The sequence below is a fragment of the Nocardioides sp. SRI_004 genome, from assembly GCF_057586415.1.
In genome coordinates, this window is the sequence record NZ_JBYCZV010000005.1 from 116,407 (window position 1) to 140,999 (window position 24,593).

22 protein-coding genes are annotated in these 24,593 nt (G+C 65.9%); 13 read left to right on the plus strand and 9 right to left on the minus strand.

The window, feature by feature from the left end; translation table 11 throughout:
- Window positions 1-11 precede the first annotated feature (11 nt).
- Window positions 12-1,061, plus strand: coding sequence for a hypothetical protein (locus tag AC2YHB_RS08330; protein ID WP_179647506.1), 1,050 nt, complete (start codon window positions 12-14; stop codon window positions 1,059-1,061).
- Here AC2YHB_RS08330 and AC2YHB_RS08335 read toward each other — a convergent pair.
- Both AC2YHB_RS08335 and lepA read right to left on the minus strand, forming a co-directional pair.
- Window positions 1,033-1,977, minus strand: a complete 945-nt coding sequence (locus tag AC2YHB_RS08335; RefSeq protein WP_308645443.1) for an aminoglycoside phosphotransferase family protein — start codon at window positions 1,975-1,977, stop codon at window positions 1,033-1,035. The two genes, AC2YHB_RS08330 and AC2YHB_RS08335, sit on opposite strands and share 29 nt — an antisense overlap.
- Window positions 1,974-3,845, minus strand: a complete 1,872-nt coding sequence (lepA, locus tag AC2YHB_RS08340; protein WP_179647507.1) for a translation elongation factor 4 — start codon at window positions 3,843-3,845, stop codon at window positions 1,974-1,976. The genes AC2YHB_RS08335 and lepA overlap by 4 nt, the downstream gene beginning before the upstream one ends.
- Window positions 3,846-3,947: 102 nt before the next feature.
- Between lepA and AC2YHB_RS08345 the strand changes: the two genes are divergently transcribed.
- Window positions 3,948-5,540, plus strand: a complete 1,593-nt coding sequence (locus AC2YHB_RS08345; protein WP_179647508.1) for an alkaline phosphatase D family protein — start codon at window positions 3,948-3,950, stop codon at window positions 5,538-5,540.
- On the opposite strand, the gene AC2YHB_RS08350 is transcribed toward AC2YHB_RS08345, so the two are convergent.
- Window positions 5,507-7,141 (minus strand): amidohydrolase, encoded by a 1,635-nt coding sequence (locus tag AC2YHB_RS08350; RefSeq protein WP_179647509.1) that lies wholly within the window; start codon window positions 7,139-7,141, stop codon window positions 5,507-5,509. The two genes, AC2YHB_RS08345 and AC2YHB_RS08350, sit on opposite strands and share 34 nt — an antisense overlap.
- Window positions 7,138-8,574 (minus strand): purine-cytosine permease family protein, encoded by a 1,437-nt coding sequence (locus AC2YHB_RS08355; RefSeq protein WP_179647510.1) that lies wholly within the window; start codon window positions 8,572-8,574, stop codon window positions 7,138-7,140. The genes AC2YHB_RS08350 and AC2YHB_RS08355 overlap by 4 nt, the downstream gene beginning before the upstream one ends.
- A 120-nt stretch (window positions 8,575-8,694) precedes the next feature.
- Here AC2YHB_RS08355 and AC2YHB_RS08360 point away from each other — a divergent pair, with 120 nt between their 5' ends.
- Window positions 8,695-9,720, plus strand: a complete 1,026-nt coding sequence (locus AC2YHB_RS08360) for a LacI family DNA-binding transcriptional regulator (protein ID WP_036546554.1) — start codon at window positions 8,695-8,697, stop codon at window positions 9,718-9,720.
- 8 nt (window positions 9,721-9,728) lie between these two features.
- A complete protein-coding gene (locus AC2YHB_RS08365; protein WP_308645444.1) occupies window positions 9,729-10,652 on the plus strand; it encodes a phosphotransferase family protein in 924 nt (307 codons plus the stop codon).
- A 12-nt stretch (window positions 10,653-10,664) separates the two neighbouring features.
- Here AC2YHB_RS08365 and AC2YHB_RS08370 read toward each other — a convergent pair whose 3' ends face one another.
- Complete coding sequence (locus AC2YHB_RS08370) at window positions 10,665-11,141, minus strand: hypothetical protein (protein ID WP_179647511.1); 477 nt, start codon at window positions 11,139-11,141, stop codon at window positions 10,665-10,667.
- 202 nt (window positions 11,142-11,343) lie between these two features.
- Between AC2YHB_RS08370 and rpsT the strand changes: the two genes are divergently transcribed.
- The gene (gene rpsT / locus AC2YHB_RS08375; protein WP_036546562.1) at window positions 11,344-11,604 is read left to right on the plus strand and encodes a 30S ribosomal protein S20; all 261 of its coding nucleotides are present in this window, start codon (window positions 11,344-11,346) and stop codon (window positions 11,602-11,604) included.
- 120 nt (window positions 11,605-11,724) lie between these two features.
- Here the strand turns inward: rpsT and holA are convergent, their stop codons facing one another.
- Together holA and AC2YHB_RS08385 are read right to left on the minus strand one after the other, a co-directional pair.
- Window positions 11,725-12,696 (minus strand): DNA polymerase III subunit delta, encoded by a 972-nt coding sequence (holA, locus tag AC2YHB_RS08380; RefSeq protein WP_036546565.1) that lies wholly within the window; start codon window positions 12,694-12,696, stop codon window positions 11,725-11,727.
- A gap of 45 nt (window positions 12,697-12,741) precedes the next feature.
- A complete protein-coding gene (locus tag AC2YHB_RS08385; RefSeq protein ID WP_487353767.1) occupies window positions 12,742-14,331 on the minus strand; it encodes a ComEC/Rec2 family competence protein in 1,590 nt (529 codons plus the stop codon).
- A gap of 142 nt (window positions 14,332-14,473) precedes the next feature.
- On the opposite strand from AC2YHB_RS08385, the gene AC2YHB_RS08390 reads away from it, so the two are divergent.
- The 8 genes from AC2YHB_RS08390 to AC2YHB_RS08425 all read left to right on the plus strand — a co-directional run bounded on the left by AC2YHB_RS08390 (window position 14,474) and on the right by AC2YHB_RS08425 (window position 21,853).
- On the plus strand, window positions 14,474-14,671 hold the full coding sequence (locus AC2YHB_RS08390; protein ID WP_487353768.1) for a hypothetical protein: 198 nt from the start codon (window positions 14,474-14,476) through the stop codon (window positions 14,669-14,671).
- A 174-nt stretch (window positions 14,672-14,845) separates the two neighbouring features.
- Entirely contained in the window at window positions 14,846-15,220 is a 375-nt protein-coding gene (locus AC2YHB_RS08395; RefSeq protein ID WP_487353769.1) for a hypothetical protein, read from the plus strand.
- 1,257 nt (window positions 15,221-16,477) lie between these two features.
- Window positions 16,478-17,956 carry a terminase large subunit domain-containing protein gene (locus AC2YHB_RS08400; RefSeq protein WP_487353770.1) on the plus strand — a complete coding sequence of 493 codons (1,479 nt, stop codon included), beginning with the start codon at window positions 16,478-16,480 and terminating at the stop codon, window positions 17,954-17,956.
- Window position 17,957: 1 nt separating this feature from the next.
- Complete coding sequence (locus AC2YHB_RS08405) at window positions 17,958-19,295, plus strand: phage portal protein (protein WP_487353771.1); 1,338 nt, start codon at window positions 17,958-17,960, stop codon at window positions 19,293-19,295.
- Window positions 19,292-19,792 carry a hypothetical protein gene (locus AC2YHB_RS08410; RefSeq protein WP_487353772.1) on the plus strand — a complete coding sequence of 167 codons (501 nt, stop codon included), beginning with the start codon at window positions 19,292-19,294 and terminating at the stop codon, window positions 19,790-19,792. The genes AC2YHB_RS08405 and AC2YHB_RS08410 overlap by 4 nt, the downstream gene beginning before the upstream one ends.
- Window positions 19,793-19,897: 105 nt before the next feature.
- A complete protein-coding gene (locus AC2YHB_RS08415; protein WP_487353773.1) occupies window positions 19,898-20,794 on the plus strand; it encodes a phage major capsid protein in 897 nt (298 codons plus the stop codon).
- 11 nt (window positions 20,795-20,805) lie between these two features.
- Window positions 20,806-21,153 carry a hypothetical protein gene (locus AC2YHB_RS08420; protein WP_487353774.1) on the plus strand — a complete coding sequence of 116 codons (348 nt, stop codon included), beginning with the start codon at window positions 20,806-20,808 and terminating at the stop codon, window positions 21,151-21,153.
- A gap of 304 nt (window positions 21,154-21,457) precedes the next feature.
- Window positions 21,458-21,853 (plus strand): hypothetical protein, encoded by a 396-nt coding sequence (locus AC2YHB_RS08425; protein WP_487353775.1) that lies wholly within the window; start codon window positions 21,458-21,460, stop codon window positions 21,851-21,853.
- Window positions 21,854-22,088: 235 nt separating this feature from the next.
- Here the strand turns inward: AC2YHB_RS08425 and AC2YHB_RS08430 are convergent, their stop codons facing one another.
- Window positions 22,089-23,783: a recombinase family protein gene (locus AC2YHB_RS08430; RefSeq protein WP_487353776.1), complete on the minus strand. Its 1,695-nt coding sequence runs from the start codon at window positions 23,781-23,783 to the stop codon at window positions 22,089-22,091.
- Window positions 23,784-23,790: 7 nt separating this feature from the next.
- Window positions 23,791-24,573, minus strand: a complete 783-nt coding sequence (locus AC2YHB_RS08435) for a DUF4131 domain-containing protein (protein WP_487353777.1) — start codon at window positions 24,571-24,573, stop codon at window positions 23,791-23,793.
- Between the last annotated feature and the right edge of the window lie 20 nt (window positions 24,574-24,593).

Genomic DNA, 24,593 nt, shown 5'->3' on the forward strand with positions numbered 1-24,593 from the left:
ACCGTCGCTGCATGCTGCGCTTCCTCCCTTTTCTCCTCGTCGTCGCCGCACTCACGGGGTGCAGCCACGAGGACGGCGCGCGCGGTCCCAGCACCCCGGCACTCGTCGCCCCGCACCCCTTCCCCGCCGCGTCCGCCGAGGTGCCGCCCGGCCATCGCGAGGTGCTCTGCCCCGACCTGCGCGGTGACGGGACCGGGATGACGATCCGCCTGGTCGTCCCGCAGCAGGCCACCAGCTCCCATCGTGAGGGCAACGGCTGCGCCTTCACGCTGCGCTCCGACCCCCGCCGCGCCCTCTCCGTCCAGATCGACCCGGACGAGTCGCTGGCGCGGTGGCGCGAGACCTACCTGGATCCCTACGTGTCCGACGACGGGGACGACGCCGTCGGCGACGTCACCTACCGCAGCGACGTCCCCGGGCTCGACGGCAGCACCGCCGAGGAGCTGCGGTGGTACTCCTTCAGCGACGGCTCCCCCACGCGCGTGGTCTCGCTGCTCGCCGCGGGCATCCGCCTCAGCTGGAGCGTGCCGGACGGCGAGCCGCTGCCCGCGACCGCGCTGGACCTCGTACGACGCTCGGTCGCCGTGCTCGCCGGGACCCGGGCGAGCTGCCCCGACCGGGGCGGCTCCGGCCACCGGAGCCTCACCTTCGCCCCGCCGAAGGACGTCGGCTGGGTCGAGGGCGAGGCCGGTCGCTGCCGGATCTACGTCGACGGATCCCTGACCACCCTCGAGGGTGGCGAGGTCGACCCGGCTCCGTCCGGGATCGATGCCCTCGCCGCCCGGGTCCGGCGCGACCCCGAGGCGACCGGCATCCGGCTGGAGCGAGGCGTGGCCACGATCAGCGGCGAGCGCGCCGACCGGCTGAGCTGGGAGGTGGTGCGCGCCGAGGAGACGGAGAACTACGAACCGGCCGGCACGTGGCGCATCGTCGTCGTGCAGAGTGCCAGCGCACGGGTCCGGTGGGGAGCGACGCCGGCCTGGTGGCGCGACCACGGGGCCGTGTTCGACCGGCTCGTCGAGTCGGTCGACGTCAGTCCTGGACGGCCTTCGCGATCGTGATGCACGCCGTGACGTGCGAGCGCTCCTCGGCGTCCAGCGCACGGTCCGCCCGGACCGCGTCCTCGAACGCCCAGTGCGCGTTGAGGACCGACCGGACGACGACCCAGCCGCGCGCCCGGTCCTCGTCGAAGCCAGCCGCGTCCACCAGCGTGTGGAAGCGGCGCCGGATGCCGTCGCGCACGGAGCCGAAGGCGCCGGGAGCGGCGTACTCGTCGAAGCGGTCGCGCAGCATCGGCTCGAGCTCGTAGTGCGGGTCGCCGTTGGTGGGCTTCGGGTCGATCGCCAGCCAGGCCGGCTCGCCGTCGCGCTCCCCGCGCAGCACGTTGGCGTAGTGCAGGTCGCCGTGGAGCACCGCGGTGGCCGGCTCGGCGGTGAGCTCCGCGGCGAGGCCGAGGGCCTGCTCCACGAGCCGGCGCGGCACCGGCACGGTGCCCGCATCCCCGCGCAGCGCGGCGGCCCACCGGTCGACGTACGACGACTGGGAGCGCAGCTGCGGGAGCGGACGCACGTGCAGGCTCGGGTACAGGCCCGCGACGACCTCGCAGGCCTCGACGTCCCACTGCCCGGTGAGGTCCTCGCGGTCGAGCCGCTCCAGCAGGAGCGCGCGGCGGCCCGGGTCGGCGCGCAGCAGCCGCACCGCGCCGCGACCGTGCCAGTGCTGGAGGGCGAGGTGCTCGTGCTCGGACTCGTCGTCGGGCAGGCCGACCTTGAGCGCCGCCGCGACGCCGTCGGCGGTCGTCACGGGCAGCACCAGCGAGCAGAACCCGTGCCAGCTCTCGCCCTCCGGCGTGAGCTCCCACTCGTCGAGGACCGCCCGGGCGATGGCCGGCAGCCGGTCCAGCCAGGTGGACCACTGCGGCCCCAGGGCGCGCTGCGCGTCCAGCCCGGGCGGGATCCGCACCGGTCCTGCGGTCACTTCTTCGGCTTGTCGCCCGCCGGGCCGGTGGTCGACAGCGCGGCGACGAAGGCCTCCTGGGGCACCTCGACGCGGCCGACCATCTTCATCCGCTTCTTGCCTTCCTTCTGCTTCTCCAGCAGCTTCCGCTTGCGGGTGATGTCACCGCCGTAGCACTTGGCGAGGACGTCCTTGCGGATGGCGCGGATGTTCTCCCGGGCGATGACCCGGGCGCCGATGGCGGCCTGGATCGGCACCTCGAACTGCTGCCGGGGGATGAGCTCCTTGAGCTTGCCGGCCATCATCACGCCGTAGGAGTAGGCGGCGTCCTTGTGGACGATCGCGGAGAACGCGTCGACCGGCTCGCCCTGCAGCAGGATGTCGACCTTGACCAGGTCGGCGGCCTGGTCGCCGGAGTGCTCGTAGTTGAGCGAGGCGTAGCCCTTGGTCTTGGACTTGAGCTGGTCGAAGAAGTCGAAGGCGATCTCGCCCATCGGCAGCGTGTAGCGCATCTCGACGCGGTCCTCGGACAGGTAGTCCATGCCCTGCAGGTTGCCGCGCTTCTGCTGGCACAGCTCCATGATCGTGCCGATGAAGTCGGCCGGGGCGAGGATCGTCGCGTCGACGATCGGCTCGCGGACCTCGGCGATCTTGCCGTCGGGGTACTCGCTCGGGTTGGTGACCGTGAGCTTGGTGCCGTCCTCCATCACGACGTCGTAGACCACGTTGGGCGCGGTCGAGATGAGGTCGAGGTTGAACTCGCGCTCCAGCCGCTCGCGGGTGATCTCCATGTGCAGCAGGCCCAGGAAGCCGCAGCGGAAGCCGAAGCCCAGCGCGCCGGAGGTCTCCGGCTCGAAGGTGAGGGCGGCGTCGTTGAGCTGGAGCTTCTCCAGCGCGTCGCGCAGGGTCGGGTAGTCGTCGCCGTCGATCGGGTAGAGGCCGGCGAAGACCATCGGGTTGGGGTGCTCGTAGCCGCCCAGCGGCTCGGCGGCCTGGCGCCCGTTGACGGTGACCGTGTCACCGACCCGCGACTGGCGCACGTCCTTCACCCCGGTGATGAGGTAGCCCGTCTCGCCGACGCCGAGCTTGGCGGCCTTCATCGGCTCGGGGCTGATCACGCCGACCTCGAGCATCTCGTGCAGCGCACCGGTCGACATCATCTTGATCTTGTCGCGGTGCGAGAGCTCGCCGTCGACGACCCGGACGTAGGTGACCACGCCGCGGTAGGTGTCGTAGACGGAGTCGAAGATGAGCGCGCGGGCCGGCGCGCCGGCGTCGCCGACGGGCGCCGGGACCGACGCGACAATCTCGTTCAGGAGCGCCTCCACGCCCACGCCGGTCTTGGCGGAGGTGAGCAGCACGTCCTCGGGCTCGCAGCCCACGAGGTTGGCCAGCTCGGCGGCGTACTTCTCGACGTTGGCGCTCGGCAGGTCGATCTTGTTGAGCACCGGGATGATGTGGAGGTCCGCGCCCATGGCGAGGTAGAGGTTCGCCAGCGTCTGCGCCTCGATGCCCTGGGCGGCGTCGACCAGCAGGATCGCCGCCTCGCACGCCTGCAGCGAGCGGGAGACCTCGTAGGTGAAGTCCACGTGGCCCGGGGTGTCGATCATGTTGAGGATGTAGGTGCCCGGCTCGGCGCCCGCCTCGTTGTCGGCGGCGACCGTCCACGGCATCCGCACGGCCTGCGACTTGATGGTGATGCCGCGCTCCCGCTCGATGTCCATCCGGTCGAGGTACTGCGCCTTCGCCTCGCGCTCGCCCACGACGCCGGTCAGCTGCAGCATCCGGTCGGCGAGCGTCGACTTGCCGTGGTCGATGTGCGCGATGATGCAGAAGTTGCGGATGATCGCGGGGTCGGTGTGACCCGGCTGCGGGGCGGCGGCAGACATGGTGGGGCCATTCTCCCAAAGCCGGACGGGTTCAGGAATTCGCCGCCCGCGGTTCACCCCCGGTGCCCCCTCGCGTTCGCCGTACGACGAGAGCGTGGCGCCATGATCTCGGCCTCCCCGGAACCCACCTCCCGCCGCACCCTCCTGCGTGGCGCCGCCCTCGGCACCGGCGCCGCACTCACCGGCGGCGCCGCCTCCGGCCTGTTCACCGGCCGCGCCTCCGCGGCCCCGCTGCTCGTCCGCCGCGACCGGCCGCTGCTGCCGCTCGGCGTGCAGTCCGGCGACGTGCGCGAGACCGGCGCCGTGCTGTGGGCCAAGGCCGACCGTCCGGCGCGCCTGGTCGCCGAGATCAGCCGCGACGCCTCCTTCCGCGGCGCCCGCACGATCCCCGGCCCGGTCGTCGGCCCGGCGTCGGACCACACCGGCCGGATCGGGCTGCGCGGCCTGCCGCCCGGCACCGACCTCCACTACCGGATCCGGGCGGTCGACCTCGACGACGACCGCGCGTCCAGCGAGCCCACCGTCGGCCGACTGCGCACGGCGCCGGGCCACGGCGACGACGTCCGCTTCCTGTGGTCAGGCGACATCGCCGGTCAGGGCTGGGGCGTGAACCCGGCCTACGGCGGTTTCCGGATCGCCGACGCGATGCGGGCCCGCAACGCCGACTTCTTCCTCTGCAGCGGCGACAACGTGTACGCCGACGGGCCGGTGCAGTCCTCCGTGGCGCTGCCTGACGGGTCGACCTGGACCAACCTGGTCATCCCGGAGAAGACCAAGGTCGCGGAGACGCTGGCCGAGTACCGCGGCCAGTACCGCTACAACCTGATGGCCGACAACTGGCGTGCCTTCCTCGCCGAGACGGCAACGGTCGTGCAGTGGGACGACCACGAGGTCACGAACAACTGGTACCCGGGCGAGATCCTCGAGGACGCCCGCTACACCGAGAAGCGGGTCGACGTGCTCGCCGCCCGCGCGGCGCGGGCCTTCCACGAGTACACCCCGGTCGCCGGCATCTCCCCCGACCCCGAGGGCAGGGTCTACCGGGTCATCCCCTACGGCCCGCACCTCGACCTTTTCGTGCTGGACATGCGCACGCACAAGGACCCGAACACGGCGAACACCGAGCCGGCCGCGGACCACGACGGCGGGGTGCTCGGCCGCCGCCAGACCGCCTGGCTGATCGACCGCCTGCGCCGCTCGCGGGCCACGTGGAAGGTGATCGCCGCGGACCTGCCGCTCGGGCTCGTCGTACCGGACGGCCCGCTGCAGGAGGGCCTCGCCCAGGGCGACCCCGGTGGCCCGCTGGGCCGCGAGGCCGACATCGCCGAGGTGCTCACCGCGCTGTCGCGCGCCGGGATCCGCAACCACGTGTGGTTGACCGCCGACGTCCACTACACGGCGGCGCACCACTACTCCCCCGACCGGGCGGCGTACCAGGACTTCGACCCGTTCTGGGAGTTCGTGTCCGGCCCGCTCAACGCCGGCGGCTTCGGGCCCAACCGGCTCGACGGCACCTTCGGGCCGGTCGCCGACTTCGTCGCCGCGCCGCCCGTCGCCAACGCGTCACCGGCGGCCGGCCACCAGTACTTCGGGGAGGTCGAGGTCGACGGCGGCAGTGGCCGGCTCACCGTGACCCTGCGTGACGTCGAGGGTGCGGCGCTCTACACCAGGACGCTGGACCCCGCCGTCCGCTGACCTTCCCGGGCGACCTCGATCCCGCCGGCGAAGGTCCGCAGCACCTCGGTGGTGAGCAGGTCCTCGGGCGCCGTCGCGAAGGGGTCGCGCGCCAGCACGACCAGGTCGGCCGCCCTGCCCGGGGCGATGCTGCCGACGACGTCCTCGAGCCGGGACGCGTACGCCGCGTCCCGGGTCGCGTGGGTGAGCGCCTCGGCCAGCGGGACCGCCAGGTGCGGCGTGTTCGCGGGCAGGCCGTCGACCAGGGCGGACCGACGGGTCGTGGCGACGTACATGTTGGGCAGCGGCGGGTGCGGCGCGGTGGGCGCGTCGGTGCCGAAGGCCAGAACGCCACCGGCGTCGGTGACCTCCCGCCACGGGTAGCCTCGCTCCACCCGGTCGTCGCCGAGCATCGCGCGCCAGTTGTCCTGGATGGCGGGGTCGGCGTGGACCGGCTGCATCGAGGCGACCACGCCCAGCCGGGCGAGGCGGGCGATGCTTTCCTCGGAGACGACCTCGAGGTGCTCCATCCGGTGGCGCCGATCTCGCGGGCCGTTGACCCGGATCGCCTCCTCCAGCGCGTCGAGGGCGATCGCCGAGGCCTCGTCGCCGATCGCGTGGATCGCGACCTGCAGGCCCGCCGCGTCGGCGGCGACGACCACGGGCGTCAGCGCCTCGCGGTCCCAGATGGGCGCGGCGTTGCTGCCGTCGGCGTACGGCCGGGCCATCGAGGCGGTGCAGCTGTCGATGACGCCGTCGGCCATCACCTTGATGCCGGTGATCCGCAGCCGCTCGCCGTCGAGGCGGCGGGCGTGCGCGATGGCGGTCTCGACCTGCGCGAGGTTCTCCTCGGTCGTGGCGGCGGGCTTGACCAGCCAGTGGCCGACGACCCGCAGCGGCAGGGCGTCCGCCGCGAGGGCCCGCTCGAAGGCGGCCAGGTCGTGCTCCTCGACGCCCATGTCGACGACCGTGGTCACACCGTCGGCGAGATAGCGGGCCATCCCGGCCCGCAGCCAGGCGTCGCGGTCGGCGTCGGTGACCTGCGCGGCCAGGAACGAGCGGGCCAGGCCGAGGGCGGCCATCTCGCTGAGCAGGCCGGTCGCCTCCCCCGCTGCGTCGCGCTCGATCGTGCCGCCGATCGGGTCCGGCGTGCTTGCGTCGATGCCGAGCTCGCGCAGCGCCGCGGAGTTCACCCACGTGGAGTGCAGGTCGTTGGCCTGGAGGTAGACCGGCACGTCGGGGACGACCGCGTCGAGGATCTCCTTGTGGGGCTCGCGACCGCCGAGCGCGGGGTGCAGCCAGCCGTTGCCGATCACCCGCTCGCGCCCCTCGGCGGCGGCCGCCGCCACGCGGGCCTGGATCTCGGCCACGTCGGCGGCGTCGACGAGCGCCACCTCCCCGGCCGAGGCCCCCATCTCGACGAGATGGGTGTGGGCGTCGACGAAGCCAGGCAGCACGAAGGCGCCGTCGAGGTCCACGACCCTCGCTCCGTCCGGGCCGTCCTGGTCGAGCGAGACGACCCGGCCGTCGGCGACGACGACCGACTCCGCCCAGGGCCGTGCCGGGTCGGCGGTGAAGATCCGTCCGCCGCGCAGGACGAGGGTGTCGGTCGGGTCGGTCACAGGATGGTCCTTCCGTAGAACAGGCGGGTGAGGGCGAGGTAGAGGACGGAGGCGCCGACCATGCCGACCGGCAGGGAGAGGTCGAGCCCGTCGAGGGAGCGGGCGACCGGGCCGGTGAAGGCCTCGGTGCTCGCACACATGAGGGCCGCGCCGAAGGCGGTGAGGCAGGCGATCGCGCCGGCCAGGTTGACGCCGCCGGTGTACCAGTAGCGCGAGGCCGGCGTGCTGTCGCTGAGCTCGGCGCCGTCGTACTGGTTGCGGCGGAGGAAGATGTCGGTCACGTAGATCGCCATGATCGGCCCGACGAGGGTGACGAGCAGGACCAGGCCGCTGCTGACCGTGTCGAGGAAGTCGAACACGAAGAGGGCGTAGAGCGTCATCGCGACGCCGACGACGGCGGTCGCCACCACGCTCGCGACGCGACTGAGCGGCAGGCCGACGGCCTGGAGCGCGAGCCCGGAGCTGTACGTCGTCAGCGCGTTGTTGGCGAGGATGCCGACGATGATGGCCACCAGGAACACGGTGATCACCCAACCCGGGGCGATGCCCTCGAGTCCGGTCTCCGGGTCGGACAGGTCGGTCACCGTCGCCGCCAGCGCCCCGACGGTCAGGAACACGAGGTTGGGCACGACATTGCCGAGGGTGGTCCAGGCGGCGACCGCCACCGGGCTGGTCGAGCTCGGCAGGTAGCGGGCGAAGTCCGAGCTGATCGTGTACGACAGCGGCGTCGCGGCGATCAGGGTGACCGCGGCGGTCCACGTGATCCAGAGGTCCGCCCCGTGCAGCGCCAGCGGCGGTGTGTAGGAGAGGTCCGCCTTCGCCACCAGGAAGCCGGACACGACGAGGAACACCACCGTCAGGCCGGCCGACAGCGGGCCGTACAGCCGCATGATCAGGCCCTGGCCGTAGACCGAGATCGCCGTGGTGGCCGCCGCGATGACCAGGACGACGACGACCTGGACGGGCGTCGAGGCACCGATGCCCAGCCGCTGCGCCAGCGCGAAGCCGATCACCGACGCGGTGACCCAGTTGAGCGCGATGTAGCAGACCGAGACGAACCAGCCGTTGACCGCGATCGCGACCCGGTTGCCGCGCACGCCGTACATGGTCCGGGTGGCGACCTGGCTCGGCGTGCCGGACGCCGGGCCGGTGACCGCGACGATGCCGGTGGCGATCGAGAACAGCGAGCCGACGACGACCGCCGCGACGGCCTGGAGCAGCGAGAGCCCCATCAGCACGAGGACGCCGCCGACGACGAAGGACAGGTAGTTGACATTGGGCGCGACCCACAGGGCGAAGAGGCTGCGCGCGGTGCCGTGGCGCTCCGCGTCCGGGATCACGTCGATGCCGTGCGTCTCGACGTGGCCGGGCAGCAGCGTGTGGTCGGCGCTCGTCGTGGGCTGCGCGTCAGGCGGCGTCTGGTCGATGGCCATGGTTCCCCCGGGGTGGATTCTGCGGGATGTGTGCGGCGTCACGCTAGGAATCCAAATCGATTTGGACCAGACCTCCGCCCGCGCTGGCCAAAACGGTTTGGACCGTCCTAGCGTGGCGGGATGACGACCCGGCGCCCCACGATCCGCGACGTCGCGCAGCGCGCGGGCGTCTCGGTGACGACGGTGTCGCACACCTTCACCGGCAACGGCACCGTCGCCCCGACGACCCAGCGCCGGGTGCGGGCGGCGGCCCAGGACCTCGGCTACCGGCCCGACGTGATCGCCCAGGGACTGCGCCGCAACCGACTCGGCGTGATCGCGCTGGTCTCGCGCCAGCTCGACCCGTCCCGCCCCGAGCTCCTGTACGACGTCGACTACTTCGCGCGCTTCGCCGGAGCCGCCGCCATGGCCTCGCTGAGCCGGGGCCTCGGCCTGATGCTCGTGTCCGATCCGACCGGTCCGCAGGCGGCCGGGGCCGCGCTCGCCAGCGACGGGTTCATCGTCACCGAGCCCGTGACCGACGACCCGCTCGTGGCGATGCTGACCAGCGCCGGCATCCCGTTCGTCACGGTCGGCGAGGTCCCGGGGCGCCCGCCGGGTGCGGCCGGCCCGCTCCACGTCGACATCGAGTCCGGCCGGCTCACCACCCTCGCCCTCGACCACCTGTGGGACGCCGGCTCGCGTCGGATCACCCTGGTCACCGGGACCGACCGCAACGAGTGGAACCTGCGCACCACCGCCGTCCACGAGCGCTGGTGCGCCTACCGCCGCATCACGCCGACGGCCGCCCACGTGCCCGAGGGGCTGGACGACCGGGCCCGGCACCGCGCGATCACCGCCGCGCTCGGGACCGGGCCCGCGCCGGACGGCATCTACGCACTCGTCAGCAATGACGCCCTCGCCGCGGTCGCCGTCCTCACCGCGCGTGGCCTGCGCGTGCCCGAGGACGTCCGCGTCGTCGCCGGGTCCGACGCCGAGAGCCTGCGCACCGCCGAGCCCGCGATCTCCTCGATCGACCTCGAGCCGGAGGAGCTGGCGCGGCGCGCGGTCGAGGAGCTCGCCGCCCGCCTGGACGACCGACCCCGACCCGACCACTCCGGCCGACCCCTGGGGCGGCTGCTGGTCCGGGCCTCCTCGGCACCATGATGGGCCGCGTGATTCCCACCCGGATCCCCCACGGCCGCACCGCCCGACGCGTCGAGTGGGCCCACCTGCCGCCGGCCGTACGCGACGCGGTGGAGACCCGGCTGGGCGCACCCGTCGAGGAGGCGCTCTCGCAGGGCGCCGGGTTCACGCCGGGCTTCGCCTCCGTGCTCACCTGCGCCGACGGCTCCCGACACTTCGTCAAGGCCGCCTCGGTCCGCGCCCAGCGGCTGTTCGCCGACTCCTACCGCGAGGAGGCCCGCAAGCTCGGCGCCCTCCCGCCCGGGACACCGGCACCCCGGCTGCTGTGGACCGACGAGGTCGCCGACTGGTTCCTCGTCGGCATCGAGTACGTCGACGGGCGGGCGCCGCTGCGCCCGTGGACCGACGCCGACCTCTCACTCGCCTCGGCGATGGCCGTGGAGATGGCGTCCCTGCTGACCCCGGCGCCGCCCGGCCTCGGCTCGGCCGTCGACGAGTTCGCGTCCTGGCCCGCGCTCTGGGACCGGCTCGACCACCCGCGAGCGGCGGAGATCGGCGCCCTCGCCGCGCGCTACGCCGACGTCGTGGCCGGCGACACGCTCGTCCACACCGACATCCGCGACGACAACATCCTCGTCCTGGCCGACGGCCGGGCCGTGCTGTGCGACTGGAACTGGCCGGTCGTCGGGGCCGCCTGGCTCGACTCGCTGTTCCTGCTGATCGGGCCGCGCGGCGACGGGCTCGACGTCGACGCGCACATCGCGGAGCACCCGCTCCTGGGTGGCGTGCCGCCCGAGCACGTCGACGTCGTCCTCGCGCTGATCCTGGGCTACTTCGCCGCGTCGGCCAACGAGCCGGTGCCGCCGACGTCGCCGCACATCCGGGCGGCCCAGGCGTGGCAGCGCGACGTCATCGACCAGTGGCTGGCCGAGCGGCGCGGCTGGAGCTCCTGACCGCCCGACCGGTCAGCCGCGCCCGAGCGCCGCGGGGTCGATCACGACGAACCGCGGGTCGTCAGGGTGCACGTGGACGTCGAGGACCGTGTCGACCTGGATCCGCGGGATCGCGAGCTGGGACACCAGCTCGTCGACGGTCACCCGGTAGGGCTCGCCCGACTCGGGGTTCACCTCGAGGGTGAACACGACGTACGGATCCTGGTTGAGGTGTCCGCGGACGCGCGTGCCGGCGATCCGCGCCGTGGTCCGGATGCCGTCCTCCATCGCCCTGCGCTTGTGGGCGTTGCGGGCCCGGACCTGCCGGATCTTGAGGAACGCGAAGACCGCCAGGCCGACGCCCGCCACCGCGAACGCGTAGGCGGCGTAGGTGCCGGCGTGCTTGCCGCCGTCGCGGGTGGCGCCCATGATGACGAGCGTCCAGAAGGCGATCGTCGGCAGGATCATGACGACGCCGACCGGGAACTGCGGCTGTGAGGGGGGAGTCACGGCGGCCATCCCAGCAGGTGGGGGCCGCCACTGGCAACGAGGACGGCCGGTTGGCGATTTGGGGCCACTGTTCGCCCGCTGTTAGCCTTGCTGGTCGCGTCTCCCGCGTGCCTGCGCCTGCCCTCGTCGGTCGGCCGGCTCCCGCGGGTCCGCGCTCCGGACCAGACCAGACATCCACCCGAACACGTAGAGGCAATCACCCGTGGCGAACATCAAGAGCCAGATCAAGCGCAACAAGCAGAACGAGAAGCGCCACGAGCGCAACAAGGCCGTCAAGTCGGGCCTGAAGACCGCGATCCGCAAGTTCCGCGAGGCCGCCGAGGCCGGCGACAAGGACAGCGCCCTCGCGCTGGCCCAGGACGCCACGAAGAAGCTCGACAAGGCTGCTTCGAAGGGCGTCATCCACAAGAACCAGGCTGCGAACCGCAAGTCCTCGATCTCCAAGCAGGCTGCCTCTCTCTGAGCTTCCCTGTTCTGGCTCCGGTCCGGAGCCGCGTTAGTTGCCACTTTGGCCCGTTGAAATGCCCGAAAGCGGCGGTCGTCGACCGCCGCTTCTGGCATTTCAACGGGCCAAAGTGGCAACTCAACGCTGGCGCAGGGCGGTGATGGTGAGCACCAGCCTCTCGAGCGCGTACGACGCGTCGCTCGCCGCGCCCTTGATGTCCGCGTCGGCCTGCGCGACCGCCCGGATGGCGCGGGCCAGGCCCGACTCGGTCCAGCCGCGGGCCTGGTCGCGCAGGGAGCGCAGCTTCCACGGGGGGACGCCCACCTCGCGGGCCAGGTCGGCGTCACGCATCCCGCGCGGGGCGCTGACCAGCCGGGCCAGGCCGCGCGCACTGCCGGCGAACGCCGACGTGATCAGCACCGACGCCGTGCCCGCGTCGAGCGCCCAGCGCAGCTCCTCGAGCGCCACCTGGCCGCGCCCGGCGAAGGCCGCATCCGCGACGGCGAACGACTTGGCCTCCGCCCGGCCGCCGAAGTAGCGCTTGACCTGGGACTCGCCGATCCGCTCCCCCGGGAAGTCGTTGGCGAGCTGGCTCGCCGCGCCGGCGAGCGAACGCAGGTCGCGGCCGACCGCCTCGATGAGGACGTCGGCAGCGTCGCGGTCGATGGTGGCGCCGTGGCGTCGTACCTCGTTGGCGACGAAGGCCGGGAAGTCGGAGGGCTTGAGCTCCTCGGACTTGTGCTCCGTGACCGGCTTGAGCTTGCGGAGCTTGGTGAGCACGCCGCTGCCCTTCTGGCCACCGCCGTGCACCAGGACGAGGGCGACGTCGTCGGCCGGCGCGGCGGCGTAGCCGAGCAGCCCGTCGACCGACTCGTCAGGCAGGTTCTCGAGTCCGCGGACGACGACGCAGCGCACCGCCGAGAACAGCGACGGGGCCGACATCTCGCCGAGGGAGGCGAGCGTCAGGTCGGCCGCGGGGCTGTCCGCGAACTCGGCCTCGGCGTCGTGCTCGCGCACGGCGGCCTTGACGTCGTCGACCGTGCGGGCGCCGAGGAACTCCTCCTTGCCGGTGACCAGGATGACCCGTCCCAACACGTCAGCGGCCCGCATGGGAGACACCTTCCCACACGCGCCCGACAGGAGCGCGGGCGGCGGTCAGCGGTCCACGACCCGCGGGCCCCCTCCCCCGGCGACGACCGCGATGTCGCCCTCCTCGTCGGTCCGGTGCACGTCGGCGCCCGCGGCGCGGAGGTGGTCGAGCACCTGCGCTGCCGGGTGCCCGTAGTCGTTGTCGGCACCCACGGACACGAGCGCGACCTCGGGGCGCAGGGACGCCAGCCAGTCCTCGTCCTGGTGGCGGCTGCCGTGGTGGGGCACCTTGAGGACATCGACGTCGAGGCCCGGCAGCAGCCGGGCGAGCTCGGCCTGACCGGGTGGCTCGACGTCACCGGTCAGCAGCAGCCGGAGCCCGTCGACCTCGACGACGAGGACGACGCTGGCGTCGTTGGCGGAGCTCCCGTCGCCGGCGCCCGGCACCGGGAGAGGAATGTCCGGGTGCACCACCTGGAGCACCGCGGTGCCCACCCTCCGGGTCGCGCCGTACGACGCCGTCCGCACCGGCACCCCGGCCCGGCGCGCGACGTCCTCGACCTCCTCCACCCCGGTCGGTGGGTCGAGGACCGCCGTCACCTCGACGGCACCGACTCGGCGTCCGCGGAGCACCCCGGCCAGGCCGTCCACGTGGTCGGCGTGGAAGTGGGTGAGCACCACGAGCGGCACCTGCTCGACACCCAGCCGGTCGAGGCAGTCGTCGACGACGCCGGGGTCGGGGCCGCTGTCGACCACGACCGCCGCCCGCGGGCCGACCGACACCACCAGCGCGTCGCCCTGCCCGACGTCGCAGGCGACCAGCACCCAGCCCTCCGGCGGCCACCCGAAGGACGGCGACGACCAGATCCGGCCGGGCACCCCGAGCACCACGACCAGCAGCAGCACCGCGATCGAGACGCCCCAGGCGCGACGGCGCACGAGCCGGGGCAGGACGAGGGCGACGACGGCGCAGAGCCCCACGAGCAGCAGCACCGCCAGCGGCCCGGTCCCCCAGGCGATCGCCGCGCCGGGCAGGGCCGCACCCCGCTCGGCGACGGCGATGATCCACGCGACGCACCAGGCCGCGCCGGTCCCGACCAGGCGGCCCGCGACCGGGAGCACCAGCCCGACGAGCCCGCCGGCCAGGCCCAGTACGGTCGCGGGCCCCACGGCGGGTCCGGCGAGCAGGTTCGCCAGCACCGCGACGAGGCTGACCTGCCCCGACAGGACGGCCACGACCGGCGTGCAGGCCAGCTGGGCGGCGGTCGGGACCGCCACCGCCTCCGCCAGACCGCGGGGCAGCCAGCGGGCGAGCGCCTCGGTCAGCGGCGGGCCCAGCAGCACGATGCCGCCGGTCGCCAGCACCGAGAGGGCGAAGCCCGCGGACGTGGCGAGGGTGGGATCGACCAGCACGAGCGCCACCAGCGCGACGCCGAGCGCCCGCAGGCCCCGACGCCGTCCGTCCGGACCGAAGGCGAACAACCCGACGGTGCCCATCGCCGCGGCCCGCAGCACGCTCGGCTCGGTGCGGGCGAGCAGGACGAAGCCGACGATCCCGGCCAGCCCGACCAGCACCGACCACCGGCCGCGGACGCCCACGAACCGGGCGACCAGCAGCAGGGCGCCGACGACGAGGGTCAGGTTGGTGCCGCTCATCAACTCATAGACAGGGGCCTGTCTCCCGACGCGTGCGTGCTCCTAGGGAACACGTTTTGATAATCAAGAAATGAATAGGGCACTTTGACACATTCCACGACTGGCCTTTTACTCGATGTAACCCAATCGAAAGGAAAGCCCGATGCAAGACCGGAAGACCAAAGTATTCACTATTCAGATCACCCCGCAAATGCACGAACAGATGAGGGTAGCCGCTTTCCATGAGCGTGCCTCAATGGGAGAACTCACACGCCGCGCGTTGGATTACTACATGAACGGCATGACCCATCCCAACGGTAAGCCGAAGAAGGTTCGGCGCGTTGTGAAGGGCAAGAAGTGATGAGTGATGCGGAATGAACGGGACCGATTGCTTTCTCGGATCATCAAAGATTCCCAGTTCTCACTACGCGCTAAAGGCATTGCCGCTGTCTCACTTGCTCTAGACGAGATGCCCACAACAGCGCGGGAACTAGGAGACCACTGCACAGAGGGACGAGACGCGATCGTCAAGGCAATGAATGAGCACGTATCGCGCGGAACCGCGATCAGAGACAATATTCAAGATCCTGAAACCGGAATGTTCAGGAAGATCACGAGATGGAACCTCAAGCCGAAACCGGATTCTCAGGGGTCGGTCATCACGTTCTCACCGAGACCGGCTTTTCCGGCTTCGGTAGATCCGGCTTCGGATTCCCCGGCTTCGGTAAGTCAGGGCGGTATAAGTACAACCATAGTTAAAACTACTTCCGAAAAGAATAAGAAAAAGAAGGTAATAGTAAGAAGAAGTAGACAACCGAAACCGGATTCTCAGGGCACGGTGAAGGCCAGTCAAGCAAGTCCCGAACAAATCGCAAGGGAACTTAAAGAAATTCAGAGGGAATCGAGATGAGGAAGATCAAAGTTCAGAAGAAGATTCTTGATCGTGTGATTCTTCGGGATGAAAAGATCAGAAGTTGCAAGGACACATACTCACTAAGAGACACAGCAGAATATTTCGGACTGAGTTACGAACAGGTACGCCGAATCTGGAACAAGCAAACAGAAACGGATATGGAACCTCCTAACATCAGGCAAACCACAAGGCACCCTGATTTGTACCGTGATGCCGTGATTCTGATGGAACGGTCACTGACCGCAAGAGAAGCGGCATTGCAATTAGGAGTTTCATACTCACATCTCAGAAATATTCTCTCCCGTCGACCTACGGGCAGGGAACTACTGGACCGGGACAAAGAGACCCGAGAGCACTGGCAAGCCGGGAGAAACCACATCAGAGGTTCGTACGGGCCACCGAACCGAATCGACTACCCCAACTTTGCGTAGCGGGTGACGAAAGATTCTCGACAACAGAGAATGGCTACAGATTGCGCGAAGTTCGTCGGGCATCACCTTTACGGCATCTCGTAATCCTCCTAAGTGCAAGACCCCTGACACTCCCACCCGTCAGGGGTCTTGCCATGTCCGGACTAAAGAAGCGGGTTTGTGATGCCTCTAATCAGTTGCATCGAGTGCGGACAGGTATGCGAAAAGGGCCTTAAGGGTCGTTGCCCTGACTGCCGAAAGATTCCTATGAGGCATCGCCTTAGCCCTGAGGAAGCCGGATACGACAAAGCGTTTAGGCGTATTGCCCGTAAAGCCAAGCGATTACAGCCGTGGTGTCTGTGGTGTGGGCACAGAGGATCGGCCAGCAATCCCCTTTGTTGTGACCACAAAGAAGAAACGTGGGTGAAGATTGCGCGGGGAGAGAAGTTGACAGTGTTGGACTTCGATGTTCTCTGTCGTGATTGCAACTCACGTAAAGGTAAGGCAAGAGACCTCACGTTCAATCGTGAGTGAGTACACCTATCTCTCGGCACACATTGCTTTGCATGTTTCTGCAATCGCGATGCATGAAGTTCGATCCTGTTTATGCATCGCCTGTATATTTATTCATCCCCTAAGAGCAGGGGACGTTACCCAACCGCGAAACTACGTTCCCAGCCCCCCAGAGTCTTTTTCACGATCACACTCCGTGTGAGTCGTTCAAAGACAAAATATGCATAAACAGACTGCATAACCATCCGGGCCTATGCATACCCGCGCGCGCATTCCGAGAGAGCGATAGAGCCGGGGTGACAACTGCATAAAGTCGCAAATAGTTGAGCGCATGAAAGCCGGACCCAAACGGCAAATCACTGCCCCAGCGCTCACCACGCCGAAATCGTGGCCTAAGAGCGGTCCTGAGCGCGTCATAAAGTTCATCGAGCGCTTCATTACCGTCACAAAGGGCCATGGCGCGGGCAAGAAGGTGCGTCTTAGGGAATTTCAGAAGGAAATTATCCGGGGTTCGTTCGCTCCGGGTGTCCGTACTGCCGTCATTTCCCTTCCTAGAGGCAACGGAAAGACCTCTCTAGCGGCGATGTTGGCTGTCTGGAACCTTTTTGACGGTCCGATGAGCAGCGAAATCATCATCGTTGCGTCTAGCCAGTCTCAGGCTGAGATCACTTTGCGCATCGCGCGGCGCATGATCGAGTTGAATCCGGCCCTTTCTGAGCGTTGTCAAGTCTTTAGGGATCGAATTGTAGTTCCTCACAACGATTCTTTGATGGTTGCTCTCTCGGCTGAGCCAGATTCCTTGCACGGTTATGATCCGTCGCTCTTGATTGTGGACGAATTGCACGTTGTGACCCCGGAAGTGTGGGAAGCGGCCACAACTGCCAGCGGAAAACGTCCTGAATCCTTGACATTTGCAATTTCGACACCCTCAAACACCAAACAATCGGTGATGTGGTCGCTTGTCGAGCATGGCAGGGACGGAAATAGCCCCAGTTTCTTCCTCAAAGAATATGCAGCGCCGGACGATTGCGATATTGACGACGTAGAAGCGTGGCGAATTGCAAATCCGGCTCTTTCTGATAAAGACCCATTCCTCGCCGACGATGGTTTGCGGGATGTCATGAAGACCTCTCGTGAGGCTTCTTTTCGGCGTCTCAGGCTCGGTCAGTGGGTTTATGACCTCTCCAAATGGGTTCCTGACGAGGAATTTGCCGCTCTTGAATCCGAGAATGTAGTCATTCACCCCAAAACTCCCGTTGTTGCCTTCTTTGACGGCTCAGCAAGTGGAGACAGTACGGCTCTCGTTGCTTGCACAATCCCAAAGCAAGGAGAAAAGCCACATCTATTCGTTATTGGGAAGTGGGAAAACCCAGGTGATCCCCGGTGGCGTGTTCCGCGTGAAGAAGTGCATTCCGCCGTGGACAAGCTTTTTGTTAATCACAACGTAAAGGAGTTGGCCTGTGATCCGTGGGGTTGGAGAACCGATATTGAGCAATGGGTCAGGAAATACGGTGAGGAAAGGGTTATTGAGTACCCCACAAACGTTGTTTCTCGAATGGCTCCGGCTACAGATCGCTTTTATGCCGCCACTATTGATGCTGATTTCACTCATGACGGGGATGAGCGTCTGAGAATTCACGTAGCCAACTGCGTAGCGCGTTCTACCCCTCACGGTGACGTTGTGGTGAAGGAACGAAAGATGAGTCCTCACAAAATCGACCTTGCCGTCTGCGCAATCGGTGCGCTTGACCGTGCCCATTTCCACGCGTCCAACAAGAAGACAAAGAGCAAGAAACTAAGGGTGATTTGAAATGCAGGAAACCAAAGAGCACAAGATTTTGCGCGTGGCTCTCTCCAAATTGGAAGAGCGACAGTCTCCGCTCAAGAAATTGGACGAGTATTACAACGGTGAGCAGCCGCTAGCGTTCCTCCCGCCAAAGACAAGGGAAGCGCTCAAAGGTCGTTTGGACAAATTGAATGTCAACATTCCCCGTCTGGTGGTCAACTCGATTGCGGAACGGATGCGGATTATCGGGATCACGAACAACGGCGACCTTGACGAATGGGCATGGTCTGTCTGGAACCGCAATGACATGGATGAGCAGAGCGCTTCGGTTCACCGTGAGGCACTGGCGCTAGGTAGGTCATTCGTCATCGTTTGGGGAGACGGTAAGAAGAATCCCGTTCTCTCCGCCGAATCGGCGCGCCAGATGTACGCGTACGAAGATCCCGGAACTCACGAAGTGTTGTGGGCAGTCAAAAAATGGAGTCGTCCCGACATTGAGAATCCGGAGCACAAAAAGGATGTGGCGGTTCTCTATCTCCCGGATCAAATCATCCGGTTTGAAGCAAATCACGGAACCGCTCCCGTTGCTGGTGCGTGGGAAGTGGTGGGAGAACCGATCGACAATCCCCTAGGTGTCGTTCCGGTTGTGCCTTTCAAAAACACTGACCGTCTCGTTGATGAGGACGGAGTTTCAGAGATTCGTGACGTAATCCCGGCAACTGACGGACTCACAAAGATTCTCAGTGACCTGATGGTTTCCTCTGAGTATTACGCGCGTCCCCGTAGGTGGGCATCCGGCATTGAATTGGAAGACGAAGAAGACGACGACACCGGAGAACCAACCGGAAATGCTCAGGTCCCTTTTGAAACCAACAACGACAGCGAAGAAGCATGGACTTCCGAGAACGACGCCGCGCGGTTTGGTTCGTTCAGCACTTCCGATTTGGGAGCGTACGAAACTGCCGTCCGTGTCCTGTACGGGCAGATCATGGCCGTCAGCACGCTTCCCGCGCACTACGTGGGGGTTCTGAGCAACGCTCCCGTCTCTGCCGACTCGATCCGTGCGTCTGAGGCATCCCTCACGGCACGGGCACACGCACGCATGCGGACCTTTGGCCGTTCGTGGGAAAAGGTGCAGCGATTGACTTATCAGGTCGCTGAAAAGCAACTGAAAGACGATCAGCACATTTCCCCGCTTTGGGCAGATCCGGCAACGCGCACCATTGCGCAGGAAGCCGATGCAGCCGCGAAAATTGCCGGGACACTCAATGACGTGCCGATTCCTCTTCTCGAAAGGCTCGGATTTAATCCCTCCGCTCTTAGAACTCTCAAGATCACAACCAAGGAAGGGAACGCGGCATGACCACCACACCCATTGAAACCAATCCTGACCCCGACGAGGGCCACCAGAGCGACCCTGAGAACGACGAACAGGGATCGAGCGGGGCAGAGGGCCAGGAAGACCCTGACAACGGCACAGAGGCAGACACAGAGGGGCAGGGAGCGGACGGACAGACCTTCACCCGTGCCTACGTCCAGAAGTTGCGCCGTGAGTCTCAGGGATACCGGGATCAGGCACGCAAGGGAGATGCGGCACTGACCCGGCTGACAGAGACGGTCATCAGAGACTCAACAAACGGAATCCTTGCTGACCCGACAGATTTGGAATTCGACAAAGAGACGATGACCGATGACGAGGGGTTTCCAGATCCCGCAAAGATCAAGGAAGCGGCAGAGGACCTAGTTTCTCGGAAACCTCACTTTGCCTACAGGGCAGCAAAAGGAAATATCGGTCAGGGTGTGACCAGTCAGGATGACGGGTTCTCACTTGCCGGTATTCTTCGAACTAACGCGGGTTGATCCCGCCACAAACTGAATCCGTGTCCTGATGACACAACCGCACTGACTAGACCCGATGCCTAGTTGAGAACTCACAAACTCGACAGAAAGGCACCGGGTCTAGTTATGCCCGTTTCTACTGCAAACAGTTCTGCACTCACTCAGGATCAGGTTCAGAAGGTCTTGGTCTCTCCGCTTGAGAAGCGAAGCACGTTCCTTGCCTCTGTTCCTAGTTCCAACATCTTCAATTCGAATGGTTCTCCCGTTCGTGTTCCGAAGCTTCCTAACGCAACCTCGCCCGATTGGGTTGCGGAAAATGGGTTGATCGGTGAGGAAGATCCGACATTCACGGAAATCACTTTGCTTCCGTCGAATCTCAAGAGCGTGAAGACGATTGTTCGTTTCAGCAACGAACTTGCGCGTCAGACCGTCACTTCCTTGGATCAGTCACTCAGGAACCGTCTCGTTATCGACGTCGCCGGAAAGGTTGACGAAGCGCTCTACAACGGCGACGGAACTCCCGATGGTGCTGGCAAGATCACGCCAACCGGAATTCTGAATTGGGACGACACTCAGGAAATGGCCGCTGTCGGTGTGCCGTCTCTTGATGACCTTCACGATGCAATCGGTCTTGCGCTTGGCGCAGAGGTTGACCCGGAAAGCGCTGCGGTTCGGTGGGTCATGAATTCCCGTGACTTTGTGAATCTCCGGAAGATCAAAGACAGTCAGCAGCGTTACCAGTTGACCCCTGACCCGACTGAGCGCGGCAAGTATCTGCTTTTGGGATACCCCGTAACTGTCACCAACCGGATTCCAAAAACTCTTGGAGCCGGTACAGAGTCAGCAATCGTTCTTGCTGACTTTGCTCAGGTTGCCGTTGCTCGTGACCTTGATCCGTCTGTGACGGTCCTTGCAGAGCGATACGCCGAATATGACCAGCAGGCACTGAGGGTTATCACCCGTTACGACGCTGCACCGATCAACCCTGAGGCTGTCGTCATTCTCCGTGGCGTGACTGAGTAAGGAATCCAACAATGGCAATCGTCAGTGTTCCTACAGGGACAGAGGTTGCCGCGTTTCTTGGCAGGGGTGGCGAAACAGAACTCGTCACCCTTGCCGGGATTCACGTCGGCATCGTTACTGAACTCGCAAAGGCATACACGCGCGGCAAGGGCTTCGAGATTGATGATGACGGCGACGTGACCGGGATCGTTCCTGAGATTCGTTCCGTTCTCATCATGGCAACAGCCCGAACGGTCATGAATCCTGAACAGGCAAAGCGTGAAGAGTTTGGGGATTACCAGATCACTCACGGAACTTTGTACGGGTGGACGTTGGTTGAGATTACGACTCTCAACAGGTACCGAAAGACGGCACGATGATTCATCCCCGGTGGTATCCCGAAACTGTGACGCTCCCCGGTGGCCTCATCGGATACGACGACTACGGCAATCCCATTTATGGCGATCCCGAACCGTACAAAGCGCGGATCAGTGCCGGGGAACGTGTTGTCAGGTCAAGTAACGGGACTCAGGAAGTCTCTCGGGTGACAGTCGCTCTCATGGGTGACGCACCGATTGACGGTTTGGGAGAACTCACATTGCCTGAGTACGGAACTCGACCAATCATCGGTTGGCGAAAGGTGACGGGACTCAAAGACGTTGCCTACACAGAAGTTTTCGTGTCATGACTCATGCATGGGGCGATCCGAATTCGAAAATCTCACCACGGGGAAACGAACGGTTTGTTGAGCCGGTCTACTTTTTCGCAACCCCGAAGATGTGGTCAGCAATTGAGGGAATCGCAAAAGTTCACGGCGTACTGCCAACGTTCATGATTCGAATGATCCTGATGCAGTACCTAGACCTGAATCAGCAGTTGGCAACAAACTTTGCGTGGCGAGATGACCGGACACAGAAGCGCACAAAGAAGGTTCATCTCTCCCTCACCGTTTCGACGCGTAAGCATCTCGACAATTTGGCGGACTATCACGGGATGAACAACGCGCAGATCATCAGGATTGCGATTCAGAACTATCTCTCGCGTCATCCCCTGACCAAACCACGACAGGTAACGCACTGAGAGCCACAGAAACCGCACTCTGAGCGCCGTTTGGGTCGGACATGGCTCAGAGTGCCGGGGAAGGGTTGAGCGGTCCTAGAAACCGGGGTGACTATGGTTCCGCTCCCCTGCCTCACAACAGAACAGGAACGGGAGAGAGTTATTTTCCCTTCGCTCTCCCGTTCCTGTTCGCAAAAACGAAACGGCACTACAGGCAGAGTTTGTCAGATTGCTCACCTGTAGTGCCGTTTCTTGTTCAGTTGGAAAGTGCCCTCTTTACGGTGTCCAGTTGGGACGGAGTGAGAGCCGGTGCAGCGTCAGCAATCTTCCGTGCCTTTGTTGCCCTGATTCCCTCTTTGTGGTTCCTGGCAACGCGGGCAGGAATCTTGACGGTCTTCCGCTTCACGGGGAGCCGATCAATTCCCGGAATCCAAACGGGGTCTATCAGGTTCTCATTAAATCCACGCTTGCCACGATCCTCAGCAGGAACGGGGATCATTGTGATTCCGAGAAACAACGTACGAATCACTTCCCGCTTTTTCATCAGCGATGCAGCGTTCCACTTTGCTTCGGCATCCGGTCCTGACATTTCACGGATCACGGGAGCCACATCGTTTTTGTGAGCCTCTCTTTCTAGAGCCTCAATCTCAGCAAGGGTCTTCTTTTCCATGCGCGCAAACGATGCCGGGGAGAGTTCCTCAGTAGTTACGAGGTCTTCCATTTCCTCAAGCATGGTGCGCTTCTTCTCGATCTTGTCGAGAACGTCAGAGGCTCCCTCATTGGCTGAGTTGAGGAGAGTCAAAACCTCAGGGTCAGAGAGTCGAGCAATGACCAATTCCTCAACGAAGGAATCCACGTAGTCGAGACGGCGAGACGTACAGAAATCCTTGCAGTAGTACGTCCGGTATCCGCCACGTTGCGGCATCACGCGGGCGATGCGTCCGCACTTCTCACACGTCAGAATTCCACTCAATAGGTACTTGATCGAACCGTCTTTGATTTGCTTCCGTTTTGGGTCCGTCAAAATCCGCTGGCACTTGAAGAAAAGTTCATCAGTCAGAATGGCGGGCCACACGGCATCACCAACGATCTTCCCCTGATGTACACGCTTTCCGATGTAGCCGGGGTTCAGAAGCATTCTCCGAATCTGAGCGCCGTTCCATTCCGGAATGTTGCGATCATTAATCGGCTTGTGAGGGATCGGCACTTTACGAGAGTTGAGGTCTTTAGCGATCCCGTAACAGGAATCTCCTGCCGCGATCCGGGATGCAGCCTCACGAACGATGGTTGCCTGATCTTCTCGGATCACCTGTTCCCGAAAAGTGCGGTTCCCTCTGGCGTCGTAATCGTAGAGACGGTCATAGCCGAACAGGATTCTTCCGTGCGGCATGCCTGCCTCTGCATTCTTGGCAGTGTGCCGACGAACACGAGACGACGTTTTAGAGGATTCATATTCAGAATCAACGGCATCCTCTAGGAGCGTGCGACGGTCACGGCCATTCGTGGGGTCGTACGTCCTGTCATGCGTGGTGACAAAGATCCGGACCTTACGAGTCTCACAAAGGTCTAGCAGCGTGACCCATTCTTTGACGGTGCGGGAGCCGCGCGAGGATTCCCACAACACGAGGGCATCGGCACCGAATTTCCCCGTGGCTAGGTCATCGAGCAACCGGGAGAAATCTTCACGGGTCTTCGTGGCGTACCGGGATGCACTCCGGTTGTCGTCCCTGTACGGGTCAGGGTGCAGCGAACCGGGGAACCGTGCCGCGTTGTCGTCGTGTTGCTCATCAGGACTCTTGCCGGTGCCTGCCCGGTCCTGACTGACGCGCAGGTACTCCCGTCCCGTCAGAACGTCCTCAGATGCCCGTAGGTGCGGGGTTGTGGGGTTGCTGGCCCTCTCCCCTGCCCTGCCTGTAGTGGCCTGCCTCTGGCCCGTGGTGTGTGTGCTCATGTGACCACTATGACAGTCGGTTGTTTGTTCCGCTCACCGCCGTCAGGTGGGTCAGTCCCGTGGTCCGGAAGTCGGCCTCGACCTCGTCGGGCAGGGCGGCGTCGTCGCCGTCGACGAGGGCCGGGACGAGGCCCGCCTGGGCCGGCGGCCGGTGCGCCACCGACGCACGGATGGACGCCCGCACGGCCCCCGCCGCGCGCCACCACGGATCGGGACCGCGGATCCGCACCGGCGGCCGGCCCGACATGAGCAGCGCGCCGACCTCCGCGCTGTCCGAGGGGGCGAGACGTCCCTCCGCCCGCACCTGCTCGCCGAGCTCGACCGCGGCCCACACCGGGTCCCCGAGGACGACCACGGACCCACCGAGCCGTCGGCGCTCCCCGCGAGCGGTGACCTCCTCCACCCGCAGCCGTACGACGACCCGGTCGCCCCACTTCCCCTCGACGAGCCGCGGGTCGGACACCACCGTGCCGACGAGGTCGGCCGTGGCCCGGTCGCCCGCCCACGCGCTCAACGGACTCGTCGCCACCGCCTCCAGCCGCAGCAGCGAACCAGCGAGGACCGCCGCCCCGAGGACGACGGACGCCAGCACCAGCCGCTGCCGCGGCGAGGCCCGACCCCCGCGGCCCCTCCACGCGAGCGCACCGGCCGCGGCCAGCAGCCCCGCCAGCACGGGACCGGCCAGCTCGCCGGCGCGAGCGGCGGCGATCCCGCCCAGCCACGCGGCGCAGCCCAGCACCGGCACCCGGAAGTCGTGCGGAGGGCGGGTGGCGGGATCCGGCTCAGCCACGGGCCACGCTCCGCGGGTGC

Bases quoted from the DNA above. Each gene is read 5' to 3' on its own strand.
- AC2YHB_RS08360 (WP_036546554.1), top strand. From the start codon at position 8,695: ATGACGACCCGGCGCCCCACGATCCGCGACGTCGCGCAGCGCGCGGGC.
- AC2YHB_RS08425 (WP_487353775.1), top strand. From the start codon at position 21,458: ATGACTCATGCATGGGGCGATCCGAATTCGAAAATCTCACCACGGGGA.
- AC2YHB_RS08345 (WP_179647508.1), top strand. From the start codon at position 3,948: ATGATCTCGGCCTCCCCGGAACCCACCTCCCGCCGCACCCTCCTGCGT.
- AC2YHB_RS08410 (WP_487353772.1), top strand. From the start codon at position 19,292: ATGACCACCACACCCATTGAAACCAATCCTGACCCCGACGAGGGCCAC.
- lepA (WP_179647507.1), bottom strand. From the start codon at position 3,845: ATGTCTGCCGCCGCCCCGCAGCCGGGTCACACCGACCCCGCGATCATC.
- AC2YHB_RS08430 (WP_487353776.1), bottom strand. From the start codon at position 23,783: ATGAGCACACACACCACGGGCCAGAGGCAGGCCACTACAGGCAGGGCA.
- AC2YHB_RS08385 (WP_487353767.1), bottom strand. From the start codon at position 14,331: ATGAGCGGCACCAACCTGACCCTCGTCGTCGGCGCCCTGCTGCTGGTC.
- AC2YHB_RS08400 (WP_487353770.1), top strand. From the start codon at position 16,478: ATGAAAGCCGGACCCAAACGGCAAATCACTGCCCCAGCGCTCACCACG.
- AC2YHB_RS08390 (WP_487353768.1), top strand. From the start codon at position 14,474: ATGCAAGACCGGAAGACCAAAGTATTCACTATTCAGATCACCCCGCAA.
- AC2YHB_RS08420 (WP_487353774.1), top strand. From the start codon at position 20,806: ATGGCAATCGTCAGTGTTCCTACAGGGACAGAGGTTGCCGCGTTTCTT.
- AC2YHB_RS08355 (WP_179647510.1), bottom strand. From the start codon at position 8,574: ATGGCCATCGACCAGACGCCGCCTGACGCGCAGCCCACGACGAGCGCC.
- AC2YHB_RS08415 (WP_487353773.1), top strand. From the start codon at position 19,898: ATGCCCGTTTCTACTGCAAACAGTTCTGCACTCACTCAGGATCAGGTT.
- AC2YHB_RS08395 (WP_487353769.1), top strand. From the start codon at position 14,846: ATGAATGAGCACGTATCGCGCGGAACCGCGATCAGAGACAATATTCAA.
- AC2YHB_RS08330 (WP_179647506.1), top strand. From the start codon at position 12: ATGCTGCGCTTCCTCCCTTTTCTCCTCGTCGTCGCCGCACTCACGGGG.
- holA (WP_036546565.1), bottom strand. From the start codon at position 12,696: ATGCGGGCCGCTGACGTGTTGGGACGGGTCATCCTGGTCACCGGCAAG.
- AC2YHB_RS08405 (WP_487353771.1), top strand. From the start codon at position 17,958: ATGCAGGAAACCAAAGAGCACAAGATTTTGCGCGTGGCTCTCTCCAAA.